This is a genomic window from Novosphingobium mississippiense, from assembly GCF_044029535.1.
Classification (GTDB): Bacteria; Pseudomonadota; Alphaproteobacteria; order Sphingomonadales; family Sphingomonadaceae; genus Novosphingobium.
Map to the genome: position 1 here is coordinate 1,844,948 of NZ_CP147001.1, position 15,729 is coordinate 1,860,676.

The 15,729-nt window shown below is 64.5% G+C and carries 14 protein-coding genes; 5 read left to right on the forward strand and 9 right to left on the reverse strand.

Going from position 1 to position 15,729, the window contains the following annotated elements; all coding sequences use genetic code 11:
- The first annotated feature begins 92 nt into the window (after positions 1-92).
- Complete coding sequence (locus WBP06_RS08670; protein WP_395333833.1) at positions 93-1,586, forward strand: ArnT family glycosyltransferase; 1,494 nt, start codon at positions 93-95, stop codon at positions 1,584-1,586.
- 30 nt (positions 1,587-1,616) lie between these two features.
- Here the strand turns inward: WBP06_RS08670 and WBP06_RS08675 are convergent, their stop codons facing one another.
- From WBP06_RS08675 to plsY, 5 genes are all read right to left on the reverse strand, one after another.
- On the reverse strand, positions 1,617-1,796 hold the full coding sequence (locus tag WBP06_RS08675) for a hypothetical protein (RefSeq protein ID WP_395333835.1): 180 nt from the start codon (positions 1,794-1,796) through the stop codon (positions 1,617-1,619).
- On the reverse strand, positions 1,793-4,396 hold the full coding sequence (gene topA / locus WBP06_RS08680) for a type I DNA topoisomerase (RefSeq protein ID WP_395333837.1): 2,604 nt from the start codon (positions 4,394-4,396) through the stop codon (positions 1,793-1,795). The genes WBP06_RS08675 and topA overlap by 4 nt, the downstream gene beginning before the upstream one ends.
- Before the next feature lie 139 nt (positions 4,397-4,535).
- A complete protein-coding gene (locus WBP06_RS08685; RefSeq protein WP_395333839.1) occupies positions 4,536-5,183 on the reverse strand; it encodes a hypothetical protein in 648 nt (215 codons plus the stop codon).
- A 125-nt stretch (positions 5,184-5,308) separates the two neighbouring features.
- Positions 5,309-6,433: a DNA-processing protein DprA gene (gene dprA, locus WBP06_RS08690; RefSeq protein WP_395334102.1), complete on the reverse strand. Its 1,125-nt coding sequence runs from the start codon at positions 6,431-6,433 to the stop codon at positions 5,309-5,311.
- Positions 6,434-6,435: 2 nt separating this feature from the next.
- Positions 6,436-7,023, reverse strand: a complete 588-nt coding sequence (plsY, locus tag WBP06_RS08695; RefSeq protein ID WP_395333841.1) for a glycerol-3-phosphate 1-O-acyltransferase PlsY — start codon at positions 7,021-7,023, stop codon at positions 6,436-6,438.
- A 109-nt stretch (positions 7,024-7,132) separates the two neighbouring features.
- Here plsY and murI point away from each other — a divergent pair, with 109 nt between their 5' ends.
- The 4 genes from murI (at position 7,133) to WBP06_RS08715 (ending at position 11,438) form a co-directional block, all read left to right on the forward strand.
- Positions 7,133-7,966: a glutamate racemase gene (gene murI, locus WBP06_RS08700; RefSeq protein ID WP_395333843.1), complete on the forward strand. Its 834-nt coding sequence runs from the start codon at positions 7,133-7,135 to the stop codon at positions 7,964-7,966.
- Positions 7,963-8,778, forward strand: coding sequence for a hypothetical protein (locus WBP06_RS08705; RefSeq protein ID WP_395333845.1), 816 nt, complete (start codon positions 7,963-7,965; stop codon positions 8,776-8,778). Before murI ends, WBP06_RS08705 begins: the two co-directional genes overlap by 4 nt.
- A gap of 174 nt (positions 8,779-8,952) precedes the next feature.
- Positions 8,953-10,167 (forward strand): 5-aminolevulinate synthase, encoded by a 1,215-nt coding sequence (gene hemA, locus WBP06_RS08710; RefSeq protein ID WP_395333847.1) that lies wholly within the window; start codon positions 8,953-8,955, stop codon positions 10,165-10,167.
- Between the two features lie 167 nt (positions 10,168-10,334).
- Positions 10,335-11,438 (forward strand): NADH:flavin oxidoreductase/NADH oxidase, encoded by a 1,104-nt coding sequence (locus tag WBP06_RS08715; RefSeq protein WP_395333849.1) that lies wholly within the window; start codon positions 10,335-10,337, stop codon positions 11,436-11,438.
- A 77-nt stretch (positions 11,439-11,515) separates the two neighbouring features.
- Here the strand turns inward: WBP06_RS08715 and WBP06_RS08720 are convergent, their stop codons facing one another.
- The 4 genes from WBP06_RS08720 to WBP06_RS08735 all read right to left on the reverse strand — a co-directional run bounded on the left by WBP06_RS08720 (position 11,516) and on the right by WBP06_RS08735 (position 15,724).
- Positions 11,516-12,727, reverse strand: a complete 1,212-nt coding sequence (locus WBP06_RS08720) for a type III PLP-dependent enzyme (protein WP_395333851.1) — start codon at positions 12,725-12,727, stop codon at positions 11,516-11,518.
- 378 nt (positions 12,728-13,105) lie between these two features.
- Complete coding sequence (locus tag WBP06_RS08725; protein ID WP_395333853.1) at positions 13,106-14,284, reverse strand: carboxynorspermidine decarboxylase; 1,179 nt, start codon at positions 14,282-14,284, stop codon at positions 13,106-13,108.
- Between the two features lie 7 nt (positions 14,285-14,291).
- The gene (locus tag WBP06_RS08730) at positions 14,292-15,377 is read right to left on the reverse strand and encodes an alpha/beta fold hydrolase (RefSeq protein WP_395333855.1); all 1,086 of its coding nucleotides are present in this window, start codon (positions 15,375-15,377) and stop codon (positions 14,292-14,294) included.
- Positions 15,374-15,724: a DMT family protein gene (locus tag WBP06_RS08735; RefSeq protein ID WP_395333857.1), complete on the reverse strand. Its 351-nt coding sequence runs from the start codon at positions 15,722-15,724 to the stop codon at positions 15,374-15,376. The genes WBP06_RS08730 and WBP06_RS08735 overlap by 4 nt, the downstream gene beginning before the upstream one ends.
- Between the last annotated feature and the right edge of the window lie 5 nt (positions 15,725-15,729).

The window sequence follows — 15,729 nt, forward strand, 5'->3', positions numbered from 1 at the left end:
GCGTCTCTAAACTGCCATGTTCGACTTGCATGACGCGCAGGCGACAAAACTGCCCCATCCGCTGCGGGCTTGAGGAACAAGAAGGGTCGAGCATGATCGCAGCTGCCGGGCGCATACTCGCCCGCACCGGACGCGCCGTCCACCCCGGCACGGGATCGCCCGCGCTCTATCTCCTGGTCGGTTTTGCCCTGCGGGTGATCATGCTGGGCAAGCCCGCGTTCCAGTCGGATGAGCAGTTCTACCTGCTCGTCGGCCAGCGCATGGCGCAGGGCGCCCTGCCCTTCGTGGACATCTGGGACCGCAAGCCCTGGGGCCTCTTCGCGATCTATCGCGGCGTCTACCTGCTGCCGTTCGATCCGGTGCTGACCTATCAGGTGCTGGGCCTCGCCTGCTCGGTATTGACCGCGCTGGTGATCGAGCGGATGGCCCGCTGGATCGCCCCGCCACGCGCCGCGCAGGCTGCCGGGCTGGTCTACCTGCTGTGGCAGGTGGTGTTCAACGCGGCCCTGGGTCAGGCGCCGGTGTTCTATAACCTGCCGGTCGCGCTGGCCGCCATGCTGGTTGTCGAAGCCTGCCAGCGCAAGGCCGATCCGCTGCTGTGGCGGCGGGCGCTGGTGCCGATGCTGCTGCTCGGTCTGGCGATGCAGATCAAATATACCGCGATGTTCGAGGGGATCGGCTTCGGCCTGCTATTGCTGGCGCGCGGCCGGGCCGATGGCTGGGCCCTGCCGCGTCTTACCGGTGTGACGGCATTATGGCTGCTGGCCGCCCTTTCACCCACAGCGGCGGTAATGGCCGGTTACGCCATGGCTGGCCATCTCGACGCCTTCATGCAGAGCAACTTCCTGTCGATCTTCGGGCGCGCAACCGATCATGCCGATGCCTATGCCCAGCTTGCCAAGGAAACCTTGGCGATGACGCCGTTTGCGCTGGCCATCCTGCTGGCACCGCATCGGCTTTCGTCCGTGCGCGGCGAAATGCCGGCTGCGCTGCCTTCGCTGCGCATCTGGGCGATCTTCGCCATCGCCGGGTTCCTGGCCTTCGGAACGTGGTACGACCATTATCTCGGCCCGGTGCTGGTGCCACTATCGATATTGGCCGCGCCAGCCCTCGCCCGCGTTCGCAAGGGGGAGCGCTGGTACGGCCAATTGCTGATCGGGCTGGGCCTGATCGGCGCCGTCCTCGTCCCGGCATTCCAGGTGCGCGAGAAAGGCGACGCCGAAGACTTCGCCGCGGCAACCGACCTGATTGCCCACGAGCTGCGCGGGCACTGCCTCTACGTCTATGAAGGGGATAGCGCGCTCTACCGCACCACCAACGCCTGCATCCCCACGCGCTTCGCCTATCCCAGCCATCTCAACGCGATGAACGAAGCCGGTGCGTTAGGCGTGGATCCGGTGGCGGAAGTTTCCCGCGTATTCGCCAGCAAACCCGGCGTGGTCGTGGTGGCCGAGTCCGGCCGCCCCAACCTGCCGAACCTCGCGACGCGGGCGCTGGTCCATCAACGCCTTGCCGAGAGCTACCGGCGCTATGCCGGCGTAACTCTCGGCACCCGCAAATACGGGCTCTACCGCCTCCAGAATTGAGGTCGACGCGGCGTTTTCAACGCCGTGTTTTCAACGCGCCTTGGCGATCGAGAACCCGTGCTGGCGCGCGGCGTCCTTGGTCGATTCCTCGGTACGGTTCAGCGCCTTGGCGATCTCCTTCAGCCCCTTGCCCTTTCCGGCAAGGGTCTGAAGCTTCTGAAGCTCTTCGGGCTTCCAGGGCTGCTTGTGCTTGGCCTGCTTGTCGCTCATTCGGCCGCCTCCTTCTTCGCGGCCTTCTTGGCCGGAGCCTTCTTGGCTGCGGGCTTTTTGGCGGCCGTCTTGGCATCGCCATCCTTTTTCGGAGCGGCCTTCTTCGGTGCCGCCTTCTTGGCAGGCGCCTTCTTCTTGCCCTTCACCGGACCCTTGGCCGCCTTGGCATCGATCAGGGCGATCGCCTGCTCGGCCGTCAGATCCTCCGGCTTCTGGTCGCGGGGCAGCGTGGCATTGGTGGTCCCGTCGGTCACATAAGGGCCATAGCGGCCCGCCATGACCTTGATCTCCCCGGCCGAAGTCGGGTGGGCACCCAGCACCTTGATCGGCTCTGCCTTGGTGCGCGCACCGGCGCCGCCACGGTTGGCGGCATCGGCCAACATCGAGACGGCGGCGTTCATGCCGGTCTCGAACACTTCGGCGGTGTTGCGCAGGCGCGCGTACTTGCCGTCATGCGCCAGGTAGGGGCCATAGCGGCCGATGCTGGCCGTGATCTCGTTACCCGTTTCCGGATGCGGACCGATCGTGCGCGGCAGGCTGAGCAGCTTGATGCCCCATTCCAGCGTCAACTCATCGATATCCTTGGGGATCGAGGCGCGCTTGGCCTCCTTGCCTTCGCCCAACTGGATGTAGGGGCCGAAGCGACCCGTGCGGCGCACGATTTCCAGCCCGGTTTCGGGATCCTTGCCCAGTGCCTCGTCATCACCGCCGCCATCGGCGCTGCCGCCGGGCTGCGCGAACTTGCGCGTGAACTTGCACTCCGGATAGTTCGAACAGGCAACGAATGCGCCATAGCGGCCACCGCGCAACGACAGACGCCCCTCGCCACACTTGGGGCAAAGGCGCGGATCGCTGCCGTCCGCCTTGGGCGGGAACAGGTAATCGGACAGGAACTCGTCCAGCGCCTCGGTCACTTCCGAGGGCTTCTTCTCCATCACCTCGTCCGACTTCGGCTTGAAGTCGCGCCAGAAGGCTTCGAGCAGTGCCTTCCATTCCTGACGTCCACCCGACACGTCGTCCAGCTCGTCTTCCATGCCCGCCGTGAATTCATAGGCGACATAGCGCTGGAAGAAGCGTTCGAGGAACGAGGTCAGCAGACGGCCCGATTCCTCTGCGAAGAAGCGGTTCTTCTCGGTGCGGACGTAGTTGCGGTCCTTGATGACCTGGATCGTCGCCGCATAGGTCGACGGGCGGCCGATGCCCAGTTCTTCCAGGCGCTTGACCAGGCTCGCTTCCGAATAGCGCGGCGGCGGCTGGGTGAAGTGCTGTTCGGCGTTGACGTCCTTCTTCGCGGGCATGTCGCCCGACTTCATGAACGGCAGCAGGCCCGAATCGTCATCGTCCGACTTGTTGTCCTGCCCTTCCTCGTAAACCGCGAGGAAGCCGGGGAACTTCACAACCTGACCGGTGGCGCGCAGTTCGTGCTGCCCGGTACCGTCGCGCAGGGTGACGGTGGTGCGCTCCAGCGCGGCCGAGGCCATCTGGCTGGCCATCGCGCGCTTGAAGATCAGGTCGTAAAGGCGGCCCTCGTCACCCGAACCGTAGCGATCCTTGGTGAAGTCGGTCGGGCGGATCGCTTCGTGTGCTTCCTGTGCGTTCTTCGCCTTGGTTTCGTAGTGGCGCGGCTTTTCGGGCAGATAGTGGCCTGAAAAACGCTCGGTGATCGCCGCGCGGGCAGCCGAAATGGCACTGGGGTCCATCTGCACGCCATCGGTACGCATGTAGGTGATTGCACCCGCCTCGTAGAGCGTCTGCGCCACGCGCATCGTCTGGCTGGCCGAGAAGCCCAGCTTGCGCGCGGCTTCCTGCTGCAGCGTAGACGTGGTGAACGGCGGCTGCGGATTGCGCTTGTGCGGCTTGGTCTCCACCGTCTCGACGCGGAAGGCGCCGTTCTCGACAGCGGCCTTGGCGCGAAGGGCGGTGCCCTCGTCACCGATGCTCAGGCGATCCAGCTTCTGGCCGTCGAACGTCACCAGGCGGGTGGTGAAATCGGTGCCGTCATGCGCCATCTGCGCGGTGACGGACCAGTATTCCTGCGGCGTGAACGCCTCGATCTCACGCTCGCGATCGACGATCAGGCGCAGCGCCACGGACTGCACGCGGCCGGCCGACTTGGCACCCGGCAGCTTGCGCCACAGCACCGGCGAAAGCGTGAAACCGAACAGATAGTCCAGCGCGCGGCGGGCGAGATAGGCGTCGATCAGGTCCTGATCCAGCTCACGCGGCTGGGTCATCGCCTTGGTGACGGTTTCCTTGGTGATGGCATTGAAGGTGACTCGCTGCACGTCCTTGGGCAGCGCGCGACGCTTGGCCAGGAGTTCCTTCACGTGCCACGAAATCGCCTCACCCTCGCGATCAGGGTCAGTCGCGAGGATCAGACGATCGGCTTCCTTGGCCGCGTCAGTGATGGCCTTCACCTGGCGCTGCTTGTCGCCATAGAGTTCCCAATCCATCTCGAAACCCTCGTCCGGGCGGACCGAACCGTCTTTCGGCGGCAGGTCGCGGACGTGGCCGTAGCTGGCGAGAACCTTGTAGTCCTTGCCCAGGTACTTCTCGATGGTCTTGGCCTTGGCCGGCGATTCTACGATGACTAGCTGCATTCGTTACTCTTATAGCCCCTACGCGCGCGCTCCCACGCGGGCGCATGTGTGTACACGCATAGGGTGAGAAGCTTTGGGGCGGTTCGTCAAGCACCCCAATGCGACAAAGGCAAGTCAAGGTTGAGATCGAAGCCGGCACTCAGGCAAACACGACTTCCAGACTGTCGCTCGATCCGCCAACTATCCGGTACGCAGCGGCGCCGATCACCCAATTCGTCAAGATGAACATCGTCGACGAAAGCTGCAGTATCACGCCGGTCCACCATAGAGTCTTGCCCGCCCCGATGGACGCACCGATCAATGCCGTCGCCACGAGCAATGCCAACCACAATACACCCGTCACTGTGTATGCCCAAAACATCGGCAGCCAGCGGCCACGCGTCGCACGCCAGCTTGCAGAAAGAGATGCGGTCGCACTGTGTTCATCGACGACGACCAAGGATGAAGCCGCCGACCAGCGCGCGGCGAGATATACGCCAGGAAAGCCCAGCAGAACCAGTCCGCCGACAATCGCCAGTCCCGACAGAAAATTGGAACCAAACATCGAGCGGTAGCGCCTGCGCCCGCGTTCTCCGACACCGAAGACCTTTTCGAGAAACAGGTACTGCGCGTAAACGCTGACCACGGTCCCGACGCCGAGATTGGCCCGCCCCGAAATTTTGTCCATAACGGTGTAGGCGGCGGCAATCGTCACGAGCAGCAGGAGCAAGAGTCGCCAGTTTTCGACCACTATGCGGCTTGCTTCATAAATTAGATCGCCGAAATCAAAATCACGCCCTGAAGACATCTCATTCCCCCAACATTCGAATATCTGGAATCCCGAATTTCTCGCCAGGGTATGCGATCAAGAGATTGATAGATCCTGCTACTGATAGCCGAGTGACAATATTGTAACGCTCCGCTTGCAGCCCCTTACCCAAGGCTCACCCTGCCGCCAGCATGCCTTTGGAGGCGGCCCGCGATCTCCAGTTCGAGCAGTTCCATTTGCACGGCCGAGGGACTGGCGCCCGATTGGCGGATCAGTTCGTCTACCGCCACCGGCGCGCTCGAAAGCATCTCGGCGATGCCCGAAGGCTGGCCGCCGTTGCCATCCTCCAACACCGGCGCTGCCGGCCGCAAGTCTATCGCCTCGTCTCGGAAGGTCGAACGCGGAACGCCGTCGAAATGGGTGATCAGCTCGATCACGTCCTCGACCGACTGCACCAGCACCGCGCCATCGCGGATCAACTGGTTACAGCCGTGCGAGCGCGGATCGAGCGGCGAGCCAGGGATCGCCATCACCTCACGCCCCATTTCGCCCGCCAGTCGCGCTGTGATCAGCGAGCCGGACTTGGGCGCCGCTTCCACGACCACGGTACCGGCAGAAAGCCCGGCGATGATGCGGTTGCGGGTGGGGAAGTGGCGGGCCAGCGGCTCGGTGCCGGGCGACTGTTCGGCCAATAGCAGGCCCTGTGTGGCGACACGCTCCTGAAGCTCGCCATGTTCGGGCGGATATGTCACGTCGATGCCGCAGGCGATCACGCCGATGGTCGCGCCGCCAGCCAATGCACCCTGATGCGCGGCGCCGTCGATCCCCCGCGCAAGACCCGAGACGACCGTATAGCCGGCCTCGGCCAGCCCTTGCGACAACGTGCGCGCCAGCCGGACCGCACCGGCGGAGGCGTTGCGCGCGCCAACCATCGCCACGCAGGGCCGGTTCAGCAGCGCCAGATCGCCCCGCAGCGTCAGGATCGGCGGTGCGCCCTCGCTCTGGGCCAACAAGCGCGGATATTCGGGAGAATCATGGAAGAGGTAGCTGGCGCCGGCCTTGCGGATGCGGGCCACTTCGGCCTCCACCACACCTTCCGGCGCGGGCTGGTAACGGCGCCCGGCGCGTCCGGCCAGTTCGGGCAAGGCCTCCACTGCGGCCACGGCGCTGCCGCAGCGGGCCAGCAACTGGCGATAGGTGACAGGCCCGACATTGGGCGAGCGCAGCAGCCGAATGCGCGCGAAAGCCTCGTCCTGCGAGATCCTGGCTTTGCTGTCCCCCTCCCCCAGGCTCACGGTTTCTTGCCGCTCCCCACCCGGGGTTCGGTGCCAGCGCGCAGGCGGCCGATGTTCTCGCGGTGCTGGAAGATCACGATTGCGGCAATCACCGCCAGCACGCCGGCGGCCTGCATCTCACCCAGCAGCAGCGCCGCGATCGGCGCGATCACGGCTGCCGTCATGCCCGCGACCGAACTGATCCGCACGATCAGCAGCAGCCCGATCCAGGTCAGCGCGTAGGCCAGACCCACCGGCCAGGCGAGGCCGAACGCCACGCCCGCCATGGTGGCGACGCCCTTGCCGCCCTTGAAGCCCAGCCACACCGGGAAACAATGGCCCAGAAACGCGCCCAAGGCGCCCAGCCATGCAAAGCCCGGCCAGAAGTGTGCCGCGATCAGGACGGCTGCCAGGCCTTTCAGCAGGTCCAGCAGCAGCGTCGTGGCGGCCAGGCCCTTGCGGCCGGTACGCAGTACATTGGTGGCGCCGATGTTGCCGGAGCCGATCGAACGCAAGTCACCCGCCCCCGCGATTCGCGTGATGAGCAGGCCAAAGGGGATGGAACCGAGCGCGTAGCCGAGAACGAGGGGAAGAATCCAATTCATGCGCGGTCTCTTAGCGGGTCCGGCGTGCAAGGCGAAGCCACTTGCAGCATTCGACATTGCCCTTCCCGCCCCGACACGGTTAACAGTGTGCAAGGTACAGGGAAAAACGATGCCTTCCGAAAATTCCGCCGTGTTGACCGCCCATCAGGTCGACCCCGCCGCGCCGATCCTGGTCTTCGATTCGGGCGTTGGCGGGCTTACCGTGCTGGCCGCACTGCGCGACGTGCTGCCGCAGGCCCCCGTGATCTACGCGGCGGACACGGCCGGCCTGCCCTATGGCACCAAGACCGAGGCGCAGATCGCGGCGCGCGTGGCGGGGCTGCTGGGCCGCATGACCGAACGTTTCGCACCGCGCCTGGTCTGCATCGCCTGCAACACCGCCTCCACCATCGCGCTGGGCATGGTGCGCGAAGTGTTGGAGGTGCCCATCGTCGGCACCGTTCCCGCGATCAAGCCCGCCGCCGCGATGACTCGTACCGGCACGATCGGTCTGCTGGGCACGCAGGCCACGATCCGTCAGGCCTATGTAGACCGGCTGGAACAGGAATTCGCCGCCGACAAGCGGCTGCTGCGCCACGGCGCGCCCGAACTGGTGGAAGCGGCGGAGGCCAAGCTGCGCGGAGAAGCGGTGGACCCCGCCGCCATCCGCCGCGCCGCGCAGGCCCTTCGATCGATGCCAGGCGGCGCGGATATCGATACGGTGGTGCTGGCCTGCACCCACTTCCCACTGCTGGAAGAGGAACTGGCAGAGGCGTTCGGCCCGGGCGTCTCCTTCGTTCACGGCGCGCAGGGGATCGCCCGCCAGATCGCCCGGCTGACCGATGGCCAGCCTTATACGCGCCGGGCGCCCGACCGCGCCTTGTTCACCGGGCCGGCAGATCAGGCCACAGCCTATGCCGCCGCCCTCGCGGACTATGGGCTGGAGGAGGGCGGGCGGTTTTGACGCCGCGTCTGAACGTATTCCTGCTGTTCCTCCTGATGCTGGTCGGGCTTCCGCTCTATTGGTTCCAGTTCGATGCCAGCGCCCCTGGTGCTCTGGCGAAACCGCTGGAGATCGCGCAACTCCGCACGCTGGCCGACGCGAGCAAGGGGCAACGTCCGACTGAAATTCGCCACGAACTGATCGGCACACGCATTTCGCTGCACAACCAGCTGGCCGCCGGCACCGGGCTGCGACCGATCCGCACCGGCGTGCGGGCCTATCAGCTGGTGGTGCCCGGCTCCCGCCCCATCCTGATCGACGCCGGCACCACGCCCGAACTGGCGAAGGACAGCAAGGTCCGCGACTACGATGAAGCGGCGCAGGCACGCATCGATCACGAGGCCGCACAAGCCGGCCTGCTCCTGCGCCTGCTGGACCGTCCCGTGCACAGCGGCAACCCGGCGGTCAGGTCGCCCCACGCCGTGCCCCTGCCAGACCTGTCAGACGGGCGCCCGCACGCGGTTGCCCCCGGCATCGTGGTCATTCCCCAGCCCGGCCTGCCTTACGCGCCGATGATGATCTTCGTGCAATTGGCCGACGGCCGCGAATTCCTGTTCACCGGCGATATCGCACAAGTGCCCGAAAGCTGGCAGTCGCTCCGCCCGCCCGCCCGCCGCCTCGCCGATATCGGGCACCCGCACAGGCGCACCGAAATCGCCTCCTGGCTGATGACGATCAGGGCCTTGCATCAGGCAGCACCCGGCATGGTGATCGTCACCGGCCACGATCCCGCAGCGCCGCAGGGCATCCCCTGGCGGTTCGTCCAGTCATGACAAACATCCCGGATGCGAAAAATTCGTGCGCGCGACGATTTATTTCAAGCCGATCCCGGGGCGATATCGATCACAGTAACTGATACAAGCGGCTGGTCAGGCTTCCAGCGATGCGGTATTGGCGCGCAACAACAGGTAGAAGCCTTTTCACGGCCAGCGCAGGATAGAGCCCAGGTGAACTACGAACACATTTTCGAACAGGCGATCGAACGCCTGCACTCCGAAGGTCGTTACCGCGTCTTCATCGACATCCTGCGCAACAAGGGTGCCTATCCCAACGCCCGCTGCTTCGCCGGCCACAACGGGCCGAAGCCGATCACCGTATGGTGTTCCAACGACTACCTCTCGATGGGCCAGCACCCCAAGGTGATCGAGGCGATGGAAGAGGCGCTGCACGACGTGGGCGCCGGCTCCGGCGGCACCCGCAACATCGGCGGCAACACGCACTATCACATCGAGCTTGAGCAGGAACTGGCTGACCTTCACGGCAAGGAAGGCGCGCTGCTGTTCACCTCGGGCTACGTCTCGAACGATGCCACGCTCTCCACCCTGGCCAAACTGCTGCCCGGCTGCGTGATCTTCTCGGACGAGTTGAACCACGCCTCCATGATCGCCGGCATCCGCAATTCGGGCTGCGAGAAGAAGGTCTGGCGCCACAACGACCTTGCGCATCTTGAGGAACTGCTGGCCGCCACCGATCCGAACCTGCCCAAGCTGGTAGCCTTCGAGTCGGTCTATTCGATGGACGGCGATATCGCGCCGATCCACGCGATCTGCGATCTGGCAGAGAAGTACAACGCCCTCACCTACATCGACGAAGTGCACGCCGTGGGCATGTACGGCCCGCGCGGCGGCGGCATTACCGACCGGGACGAGGCGGCGCACCGCATCAACATCATCGAAGGCACGCTGGGCAAGGCGTTCGGCGTGATGGGCGGCTATATCGCGGCGGACCAGAAGGTGATCGACTGCATTCGCAGCTATGCGCCGGGCTTCATCTTCACCACCTCGCTCTCGCCGGTACTGGTGGCGGGCGTTTTGGCTTCGGTGAAGCACCTCAAGAGTTCCAGCGCGGAGCGGGAGGCGCAGCAGCACTCGGCATCCACGCTGAAGCAGATGTTCCGCGATGCCGGCCTGCCGGTGATGGATTCCACCACGCACATCGTGCCGCTGATGGTGGGCGATCCGGTCAAGGCCAAGAAGATCAGCGACATCCTGCTGGCCGAATACGGCGCCTATGTGCAGCCGATCAATTTCCCCACCGTGCCGCGCGGCACCGAACGCCTGCGCTTCACCCCGGGACCGACGCATACCGAAGCGATGATGCGCGACCTGACCGCCGCTCTGGTAGAGATCTGGGGCCGGCTGGAAATGCGACTGGCCGCCTGATCGGCCTTACGCTTTCGCAACGACAACATAATCTTTTCGTGGAAGGGCTCCGGCATAGGCTTGGAGCCCTTTTCATTTGGCCCGGGCACCCCAAGTTGCCTGCCGTCGCAGGCGCCGCTCGGCGCGCTCTCTCCCCCCACTGCGACGACATGACCGGAAGGACCCGCATGGCCAAGCTTTTCGAACCGATCTCCCTCGGCAAGCTCCCCCTCGCAAACCGCATCGTCATCGCGCCGATGTGCCAATATTCCGCCGAAGACGGCAAGATGACCGACTGGCACGTCCAGCACCTTGGCAACCTGTCCCAGTCGGGCGCCGCCATCCTCACCATCGAGGCCAGCGCCGTCAGCCCGGAAGGGCGTATCTCCTACGCCGATGTCGGCCTGTGGGACGACGAGACCGAGGAAGCGATGGGCAAGGTTCTTGAATCGGTGCGCCGCTGGTCGGACATGCCCATCGCCATCCAGCTTGCCCATGCCGGCCGCAAGGCCAGCACGGCCAAGCCCTGGGACGGCGGCGGCCAGATCGCACCTCAGGACGCGAACGGCTGGCAGACGGTCTCTGCATCGGACATTCCCTTCCTACCGCATGAGAACGCGCCCCAGGCGCTCGACAAGGCCGGTCTTGCCCGTATCCGCGATGCCTTCGCCGATGCTGCCCGCCGCTCTGCCCGTCTGGGCATCGATGCCATCCAGATCCACGGCGCCCACGGTTACCTGCTCCACCAGTTCCTTTCGCCGCTCTCCAACACGCGGACGGACGAATATGGCGGCAGCCTTGAGAACCGCATGCGCTTCCCGCTGGAAATCTACGACGCCGTCCGCGCCGCCTTCCCTGCCGACAAGCCGGTAACCGTGCGCGTTTCGGGCACGGACTGGGTCGAAGGCGGTTGGGACATCGACCAGACCATCGCCTTCGCGAAGGCGCTGGAAGCGCGCGGCTGCGACGGCTTCCACGTCTCCAGCGGCGGCCTTCATGCCGACCAGAAGATTCCGGTCGGCCCGAACTATCAGGTGCCGCTCGCGCGCAAGGTGAAGGAAGCGGTCGAGACGATGCCCGTCATCGCCGTGGGCCTCATCACCGAGCCGGAGCAGGCCGAAGCCATCGTCGCCACCGGCGATGCGGACATGGTCGCGATCGCGCGCACCGTGCTCTACGATCCGCGCTGGCCCTGGCACGCCGCCGCCGCACTGGGCGCTCAGGTCAAGGTGTCTCCGCAATTCCTGCGCTGCCAGCCCCGCGCATTGAAGGACCTGTTCACCGCAGACTGAGCCAGCCTGCCGCCAAACGAAAAAGGCCCCCGGTCATCGCGACCGGGGGCCTTTTCTCTTTTCGTGATCTCGCAGGCTTAGCGCAGCGAGACGACGTTGTCCGAAACGCGGGGATCCTTGCGATCGCCGCTGTAAAGGCTGGCCATCGGTTCGTCCGAGACGGTCACCACGTCACCCGTGCCGAAGCCGTTGAACGCGGTGCGCATGGCCGCGCCATAGGCGCCCAGCATGCCCACTTCGATCCAGTCACCCGCCTTGATGTCGGCCGGCAGCATGAACGGGCCTTCCATGAAGTCCGCATCGTCGCAGGTCGGGCCGTAGAACGAGAACTCCTGGAGTTCTTCCGAACGCTGGCCATCACGCGCGATGCAGGCAACCGGGAAACGCCATGCCACATGCGCCGCATCGTAGAGCGCGCCATAGGCACCCTCATTGATGTAAAGCTCATCACCGCGACGCTTCTCGATCTTGACGATCATCGAGCTGTATTCGGCGGAGAGCGCACGGCCCGGCTCGCACCACAGTTCCGCGTTGTACGCGATCGGCAGTGCTTCAAAGTGGCGATGGATGATCTGGAAGTAATCTTCCAGCGGCGGCGGTTCCATGCCCGGATAGACCGAGGGGAAGCCACCACCGACGTCGATCATGTCGATGACCACGCCCGCATCGGCAATCGCCGCACGCGCACGCTCCAGTGCCTGCACATAGGCAAACGGCGTCATCGCCTGCGAACCGACGTGGAAGCATACGCCCAGCCAGTCCGCAACCTGACGAGTGGCCTGCAGCAGCGGGCCGGCGTCGGCCAGATCGATGCCGAACTTGGAGGCAAGGCTCAGTTCCGAATATTCGGAGCTGACGCGAAGACGCACGCAGAGGCGCAGGTCAGTCGCCTGATTGCCCGCTTCATCGGCGGTCGCGTCGAGAATCTTTTCCACTTCCTCGATCGTATCGAGGCTGAAGGTACGCACACCGTGCTGGAAATAGGCTTCGCGGATCGCGCTCGCGGTCTTGACCGGGTGCATGAAGCACAAGGTCGCGGCCGGCAGGGTCTTGCGGACCATGCGGACCTCACCGATCGAGGCAACGTCGAAATGCGTGATTCCATTGTCCCACAGGATCTGGATGAGATCCGGAGAGGGATTCGCCTTCACCGCATAGAGCGACTTACCCGGAAACTTCGTGGCGAAGAAACGGGCAGCGCGCGCAGCAGCGTGCGGGCGATTGAGAATAACGGGTTCGTCAGGCGCGAGGGTGCGCGCTACGGCCGGTGCGTCAAGATGTTCGAGCAACTCAAGGGACCCCCAAACGGAATTGTTAGCGAAAAGCTGCCTTGCGGTTTGGAAGTCCCCATGGGGCAGCGAGGGGCCGGATATAGGGCTGAGCAGATGAATCGCAAGTGAAAAAAATCCCCCTTCATGAAAACGTCACAAAAGAGTCATCCCAGTCTCTCGCAAGCCCCCGCAAGTCAGGATTAATCCTTCCCATTCCGATAGTTAAGGCGATGTCATGCCAGCAATACGCACATCACCGCGCTTTACCCGGATGCCATCTTTTCACCGTCAAAACGCATCAACACGCCATCGGGTTTATCCGACTCGATCCATGTGGGATCGGACGGGGCCAAGCCGGGACGGATCGAACCGCCCCGGCCGCGAATTCCCCTGACCTCAGCTCAGGCGGGCGCGGAAATCCTCGTAATCGAAGCGGCGGATGCATTCGAGCGAGTCCGTTTCCGAATCCCAAAGCCAGATCGACGGCAGCGGCACGCCGTTGAAGGTGGTGGTCTTGACCATCGAATAGTGTGCCTGATCGAGGAACGCGAAGCGCATTCCCGGCTCCGGCCTTTCGGGCAGCACGTAGTCGCCGATGACATCGCCGGCGAGGCAGGATGGCCCGCCAAGGCGCACCGGCTGGCCATCGCCATCCTCACGCTCGCCCAGCATGGCGGGGCGATAGGGTGCCTCGATCACGTCGGGCATGTGGCAGGTGGCCGAAATGTCCACCACCGCCACCGGCATGCCGTTGTGGCCGATGTCCAGCACACTGCCGACCAGGATGCCGGCGTCCAGCGCCACGGCCTCGCCGGGTTCCAGATAGACTTCGGCGCCGGTGTCTTCCTGAAGGTCGATCAGGAATTCCACCAGTTCGTCGCGCTGGTAATCGGCGCGGGTGATGTGGTGCCCGCCGCCCAGATTGATCCACTTGAACTGGCCGAAGAAGGGTTCGAGATAATCGAACGCCTTGTCCCACGTGCGGCGCAGCGGCTCGAAATCCTGCTCGCACAAGGTATGCATGTGGATGCCGTCGATCATCTCGATGTGATCTTCGGTCAGCTGGTCGATCGGGAAGCCCAGGCGCGAATGCGGCGCGCAGGGATCGTACTTGGGCACTTCGCCTTCGGGGTGCATCGGATTGACGCGCAACCCGATATCGAAGTCCTCGCCGCGCGCGCGCGCGGCTTCGATCTGCGACCAGAAGCGCTCGATCTGCATCGGCGAGTTGAATATCACATGGTCGGACAGGCGCAGGATCTCGTCGAGGTCCTCCGCCTTGTAGGCCGCGCAATAGGTCGCGATTTCGCCATCGTAAAACTCGCTGGCAAGCCGTGCTTCCCACAGGCCGGAAGTGCAGACGCCGTCCAGATACTCACCGATGATCGGCGCGGTGGACCACATCGAAAAGGCCTTGAGCGCGGAGAGCACCTTGACGCCGGCCCGCTCGCCGATGTCGCTCAGCACGCGCAGGTTATCCCGCAGTTTCGCGGCATCAACCACGAAACTGGGGCTGTCGACGCGCGACAGGTCGAAGTGAACGAAGGCTCCCGGATCGCCGGCGCGTGTTTCCATGACGGGTTCAGTCCTTTTCGGTCAAAGGCAGGACATCGCGCAACAAGACGGCGAAGACCTTGCCCGGCTCCTCGATCATTCCGAGGTGGGCCGAATTTTCCAGCCAGATGGTCTTCTTCGACGGCGCCTGCAAGTGGTCCATCCACGCGCCGGCCAATGCGGCGTCGGTGGTATGGTCGTGCCGACCGATCATCATGACCACCGGCACGTTCATGCGGGTGAGCTTGGTGTAGCTGACATCGGCCAGTTTCGGCCAGAGTCGGGTGACGGTATATTCGGAGCCCTGCCCCCAGGCCTTCACGTCATCCGGCGTGTAGAGCGGCGACAGACGCGGCGCCTTCAGGTAGAAATCGGCGTTCTTGCGGCCCCACGCGAGCGAGCCGTAGGGGATGGCGAACTGCCGCCAGCCATCGGCCTTGTCGATGCTGAAGCCCTGATCGGGATAAGGGCGCAGCGCCTCCACGGCGGCGACCGCCTTGGCATCGCCACGCTTCTTCGCCTCGGCAATGGTCCAGGCCATGCCGCGCCGCTCGCTCTCCTTGAAGTCGATGATCTGGCCCAGGCCAACATAGGCGTGGAGCAGATCGGGCCGCTTCGCCGCCACCGCCATGCCTACGGCCGAACCCCAGCTATGGCCGAGAACGACGACCTTGCGCTTGCCATAGCGCTTCTGCAGCCACTCGATCAGTTCGATGGCATCGTCGCGATAACGATCCAGCGTCAGCGTCGGCGCCAATGCCTCGGGATCGTTGAGCGGATAGGATCGCCCTGCCCCACGCTGGTCCCACTGGACCACGGTAAAGTAATCTTCCCAGGGGCGCTGGAAAGCCCAGGCGATCGGCATCTCCACCGCACCGGGGCCGCCGTGGATGAACAGCAGGATCGGATTGTCGCGATCCGCGCCGCGAATGTTGACGACCTGTTTCGTGCCGCCAAGCGTGACCACTTGCGTCTCGTCCACGCCCTGGGCGGTGACGATCCGGTCGATGTCGGCGATCACCGCGCGGCCGGGCGCGTAGGGGTCGGCCTCTTGCGCATGAACGGGCGATGTCAGGGCGCAGCAGGCCAGCAAGGCCCCCAACGCGCACTTCATCCGAACGGGCCCTTGAAGATGAACCATGCCCCTGCCCCCACCAGCGAAAATCCGACGACTTCGTTAAGCCCCGGCTTCTGCCCGAAGAGTGCCCACGCCACCAGCACGAAGGCGGTGAGCGAAAAGGCTTCCTGAAGCACTTTCAACTGCCCCAGCGAATAGACCTGGCTGCCGAGCCGGTTGGCCGGCACCGCAAGGCAATATTCGAAGAAGGCGATGCCCCAGCTCATCAGGATCGCCACCCACAGCGCCTTGCCCGGCATCTTGAGGTGCAGATACCACGCGGTGTTCATGAACAGGTTGGAGCCCGCCAGCAAAGCCACCGGCGCCACGAAATTCCAGTTCATCGGCA

Excerpts from the sequence above, each read along its gene's own strand:
- plsY (WP_395333841.1), bottom strand. The coding sequence starts at position 7,023 with ATGAATTGGATTCTTCCCCTCGTTCTCGGCTACGCGCTCGGTTCCATC.
- murI (WP_395333843.1), top strand. The coding sequence starts at position 7,133 with ATGCCTTCCGAAAATTCCGCCGTGTTGACCGCCCATCAGGTCGACCCC.
- WBP06_RS08730 (WP_395333855.1), bottom strand. The coding sequence starts at position 15,377 with ATGAAGTGCGCGTTGGGGGCCTTGCTGGCCTGCTGCGCCCTGACATCG.
- WBP06_RS08675 (WP_395333835.1), bottom strand. The coding sequence starts at position 1,796 with ATGAGCGACAAGCAGGCCAAGCACAAGCAGCCCTGGAAGCCCGAAGAG.
- topA (WP_395333837.1), bottom strand. The coding sequence starts at position 4,396 with ATGCAGCTAGTCATCGTAGAATCGCCGGCCAAGGCCAAGACCATCGAG.
- WBP06_RS08685 (WP_395333839.1), bottom strand. The coding sequence starts at position 5,183 with ATGTCTTCAGGGCGTGATTTTGATTTCGGCGATCTAATTTATGAAGCA.
- WBP06_RS08715 (WP_395333849.1), top strand. The coding sequence starts at position 10,335 with ATGGCCAAGCTTTTCGAACCGATCTCCCTCGGCAAGCTCCCCCTCGCA.
- WBP06_RS08725 (WP_395333853.1), bottom strand. The coding sequence starts at position 14,284 with ATGGAAACACGCGCCGGCGATCCGGGAGCCTTCGTTCACTTCGACCTG.
- WBP06_RS08735 (WP_395333857.1), bottom strand. The coding sequence starts at position 15,724 with ATGAACTGGAATTTCGTGGCGCCGGTGGCTTTGCTGGCGGGCTCCAAC.
- WBP06_RS08670 (WP_395333833.1), top strand. The coding sequence starts at position 93 with ATGATCGCAGCTGCCGGGCGCATACTCGCCCGCACCGGACGCGCCGTC.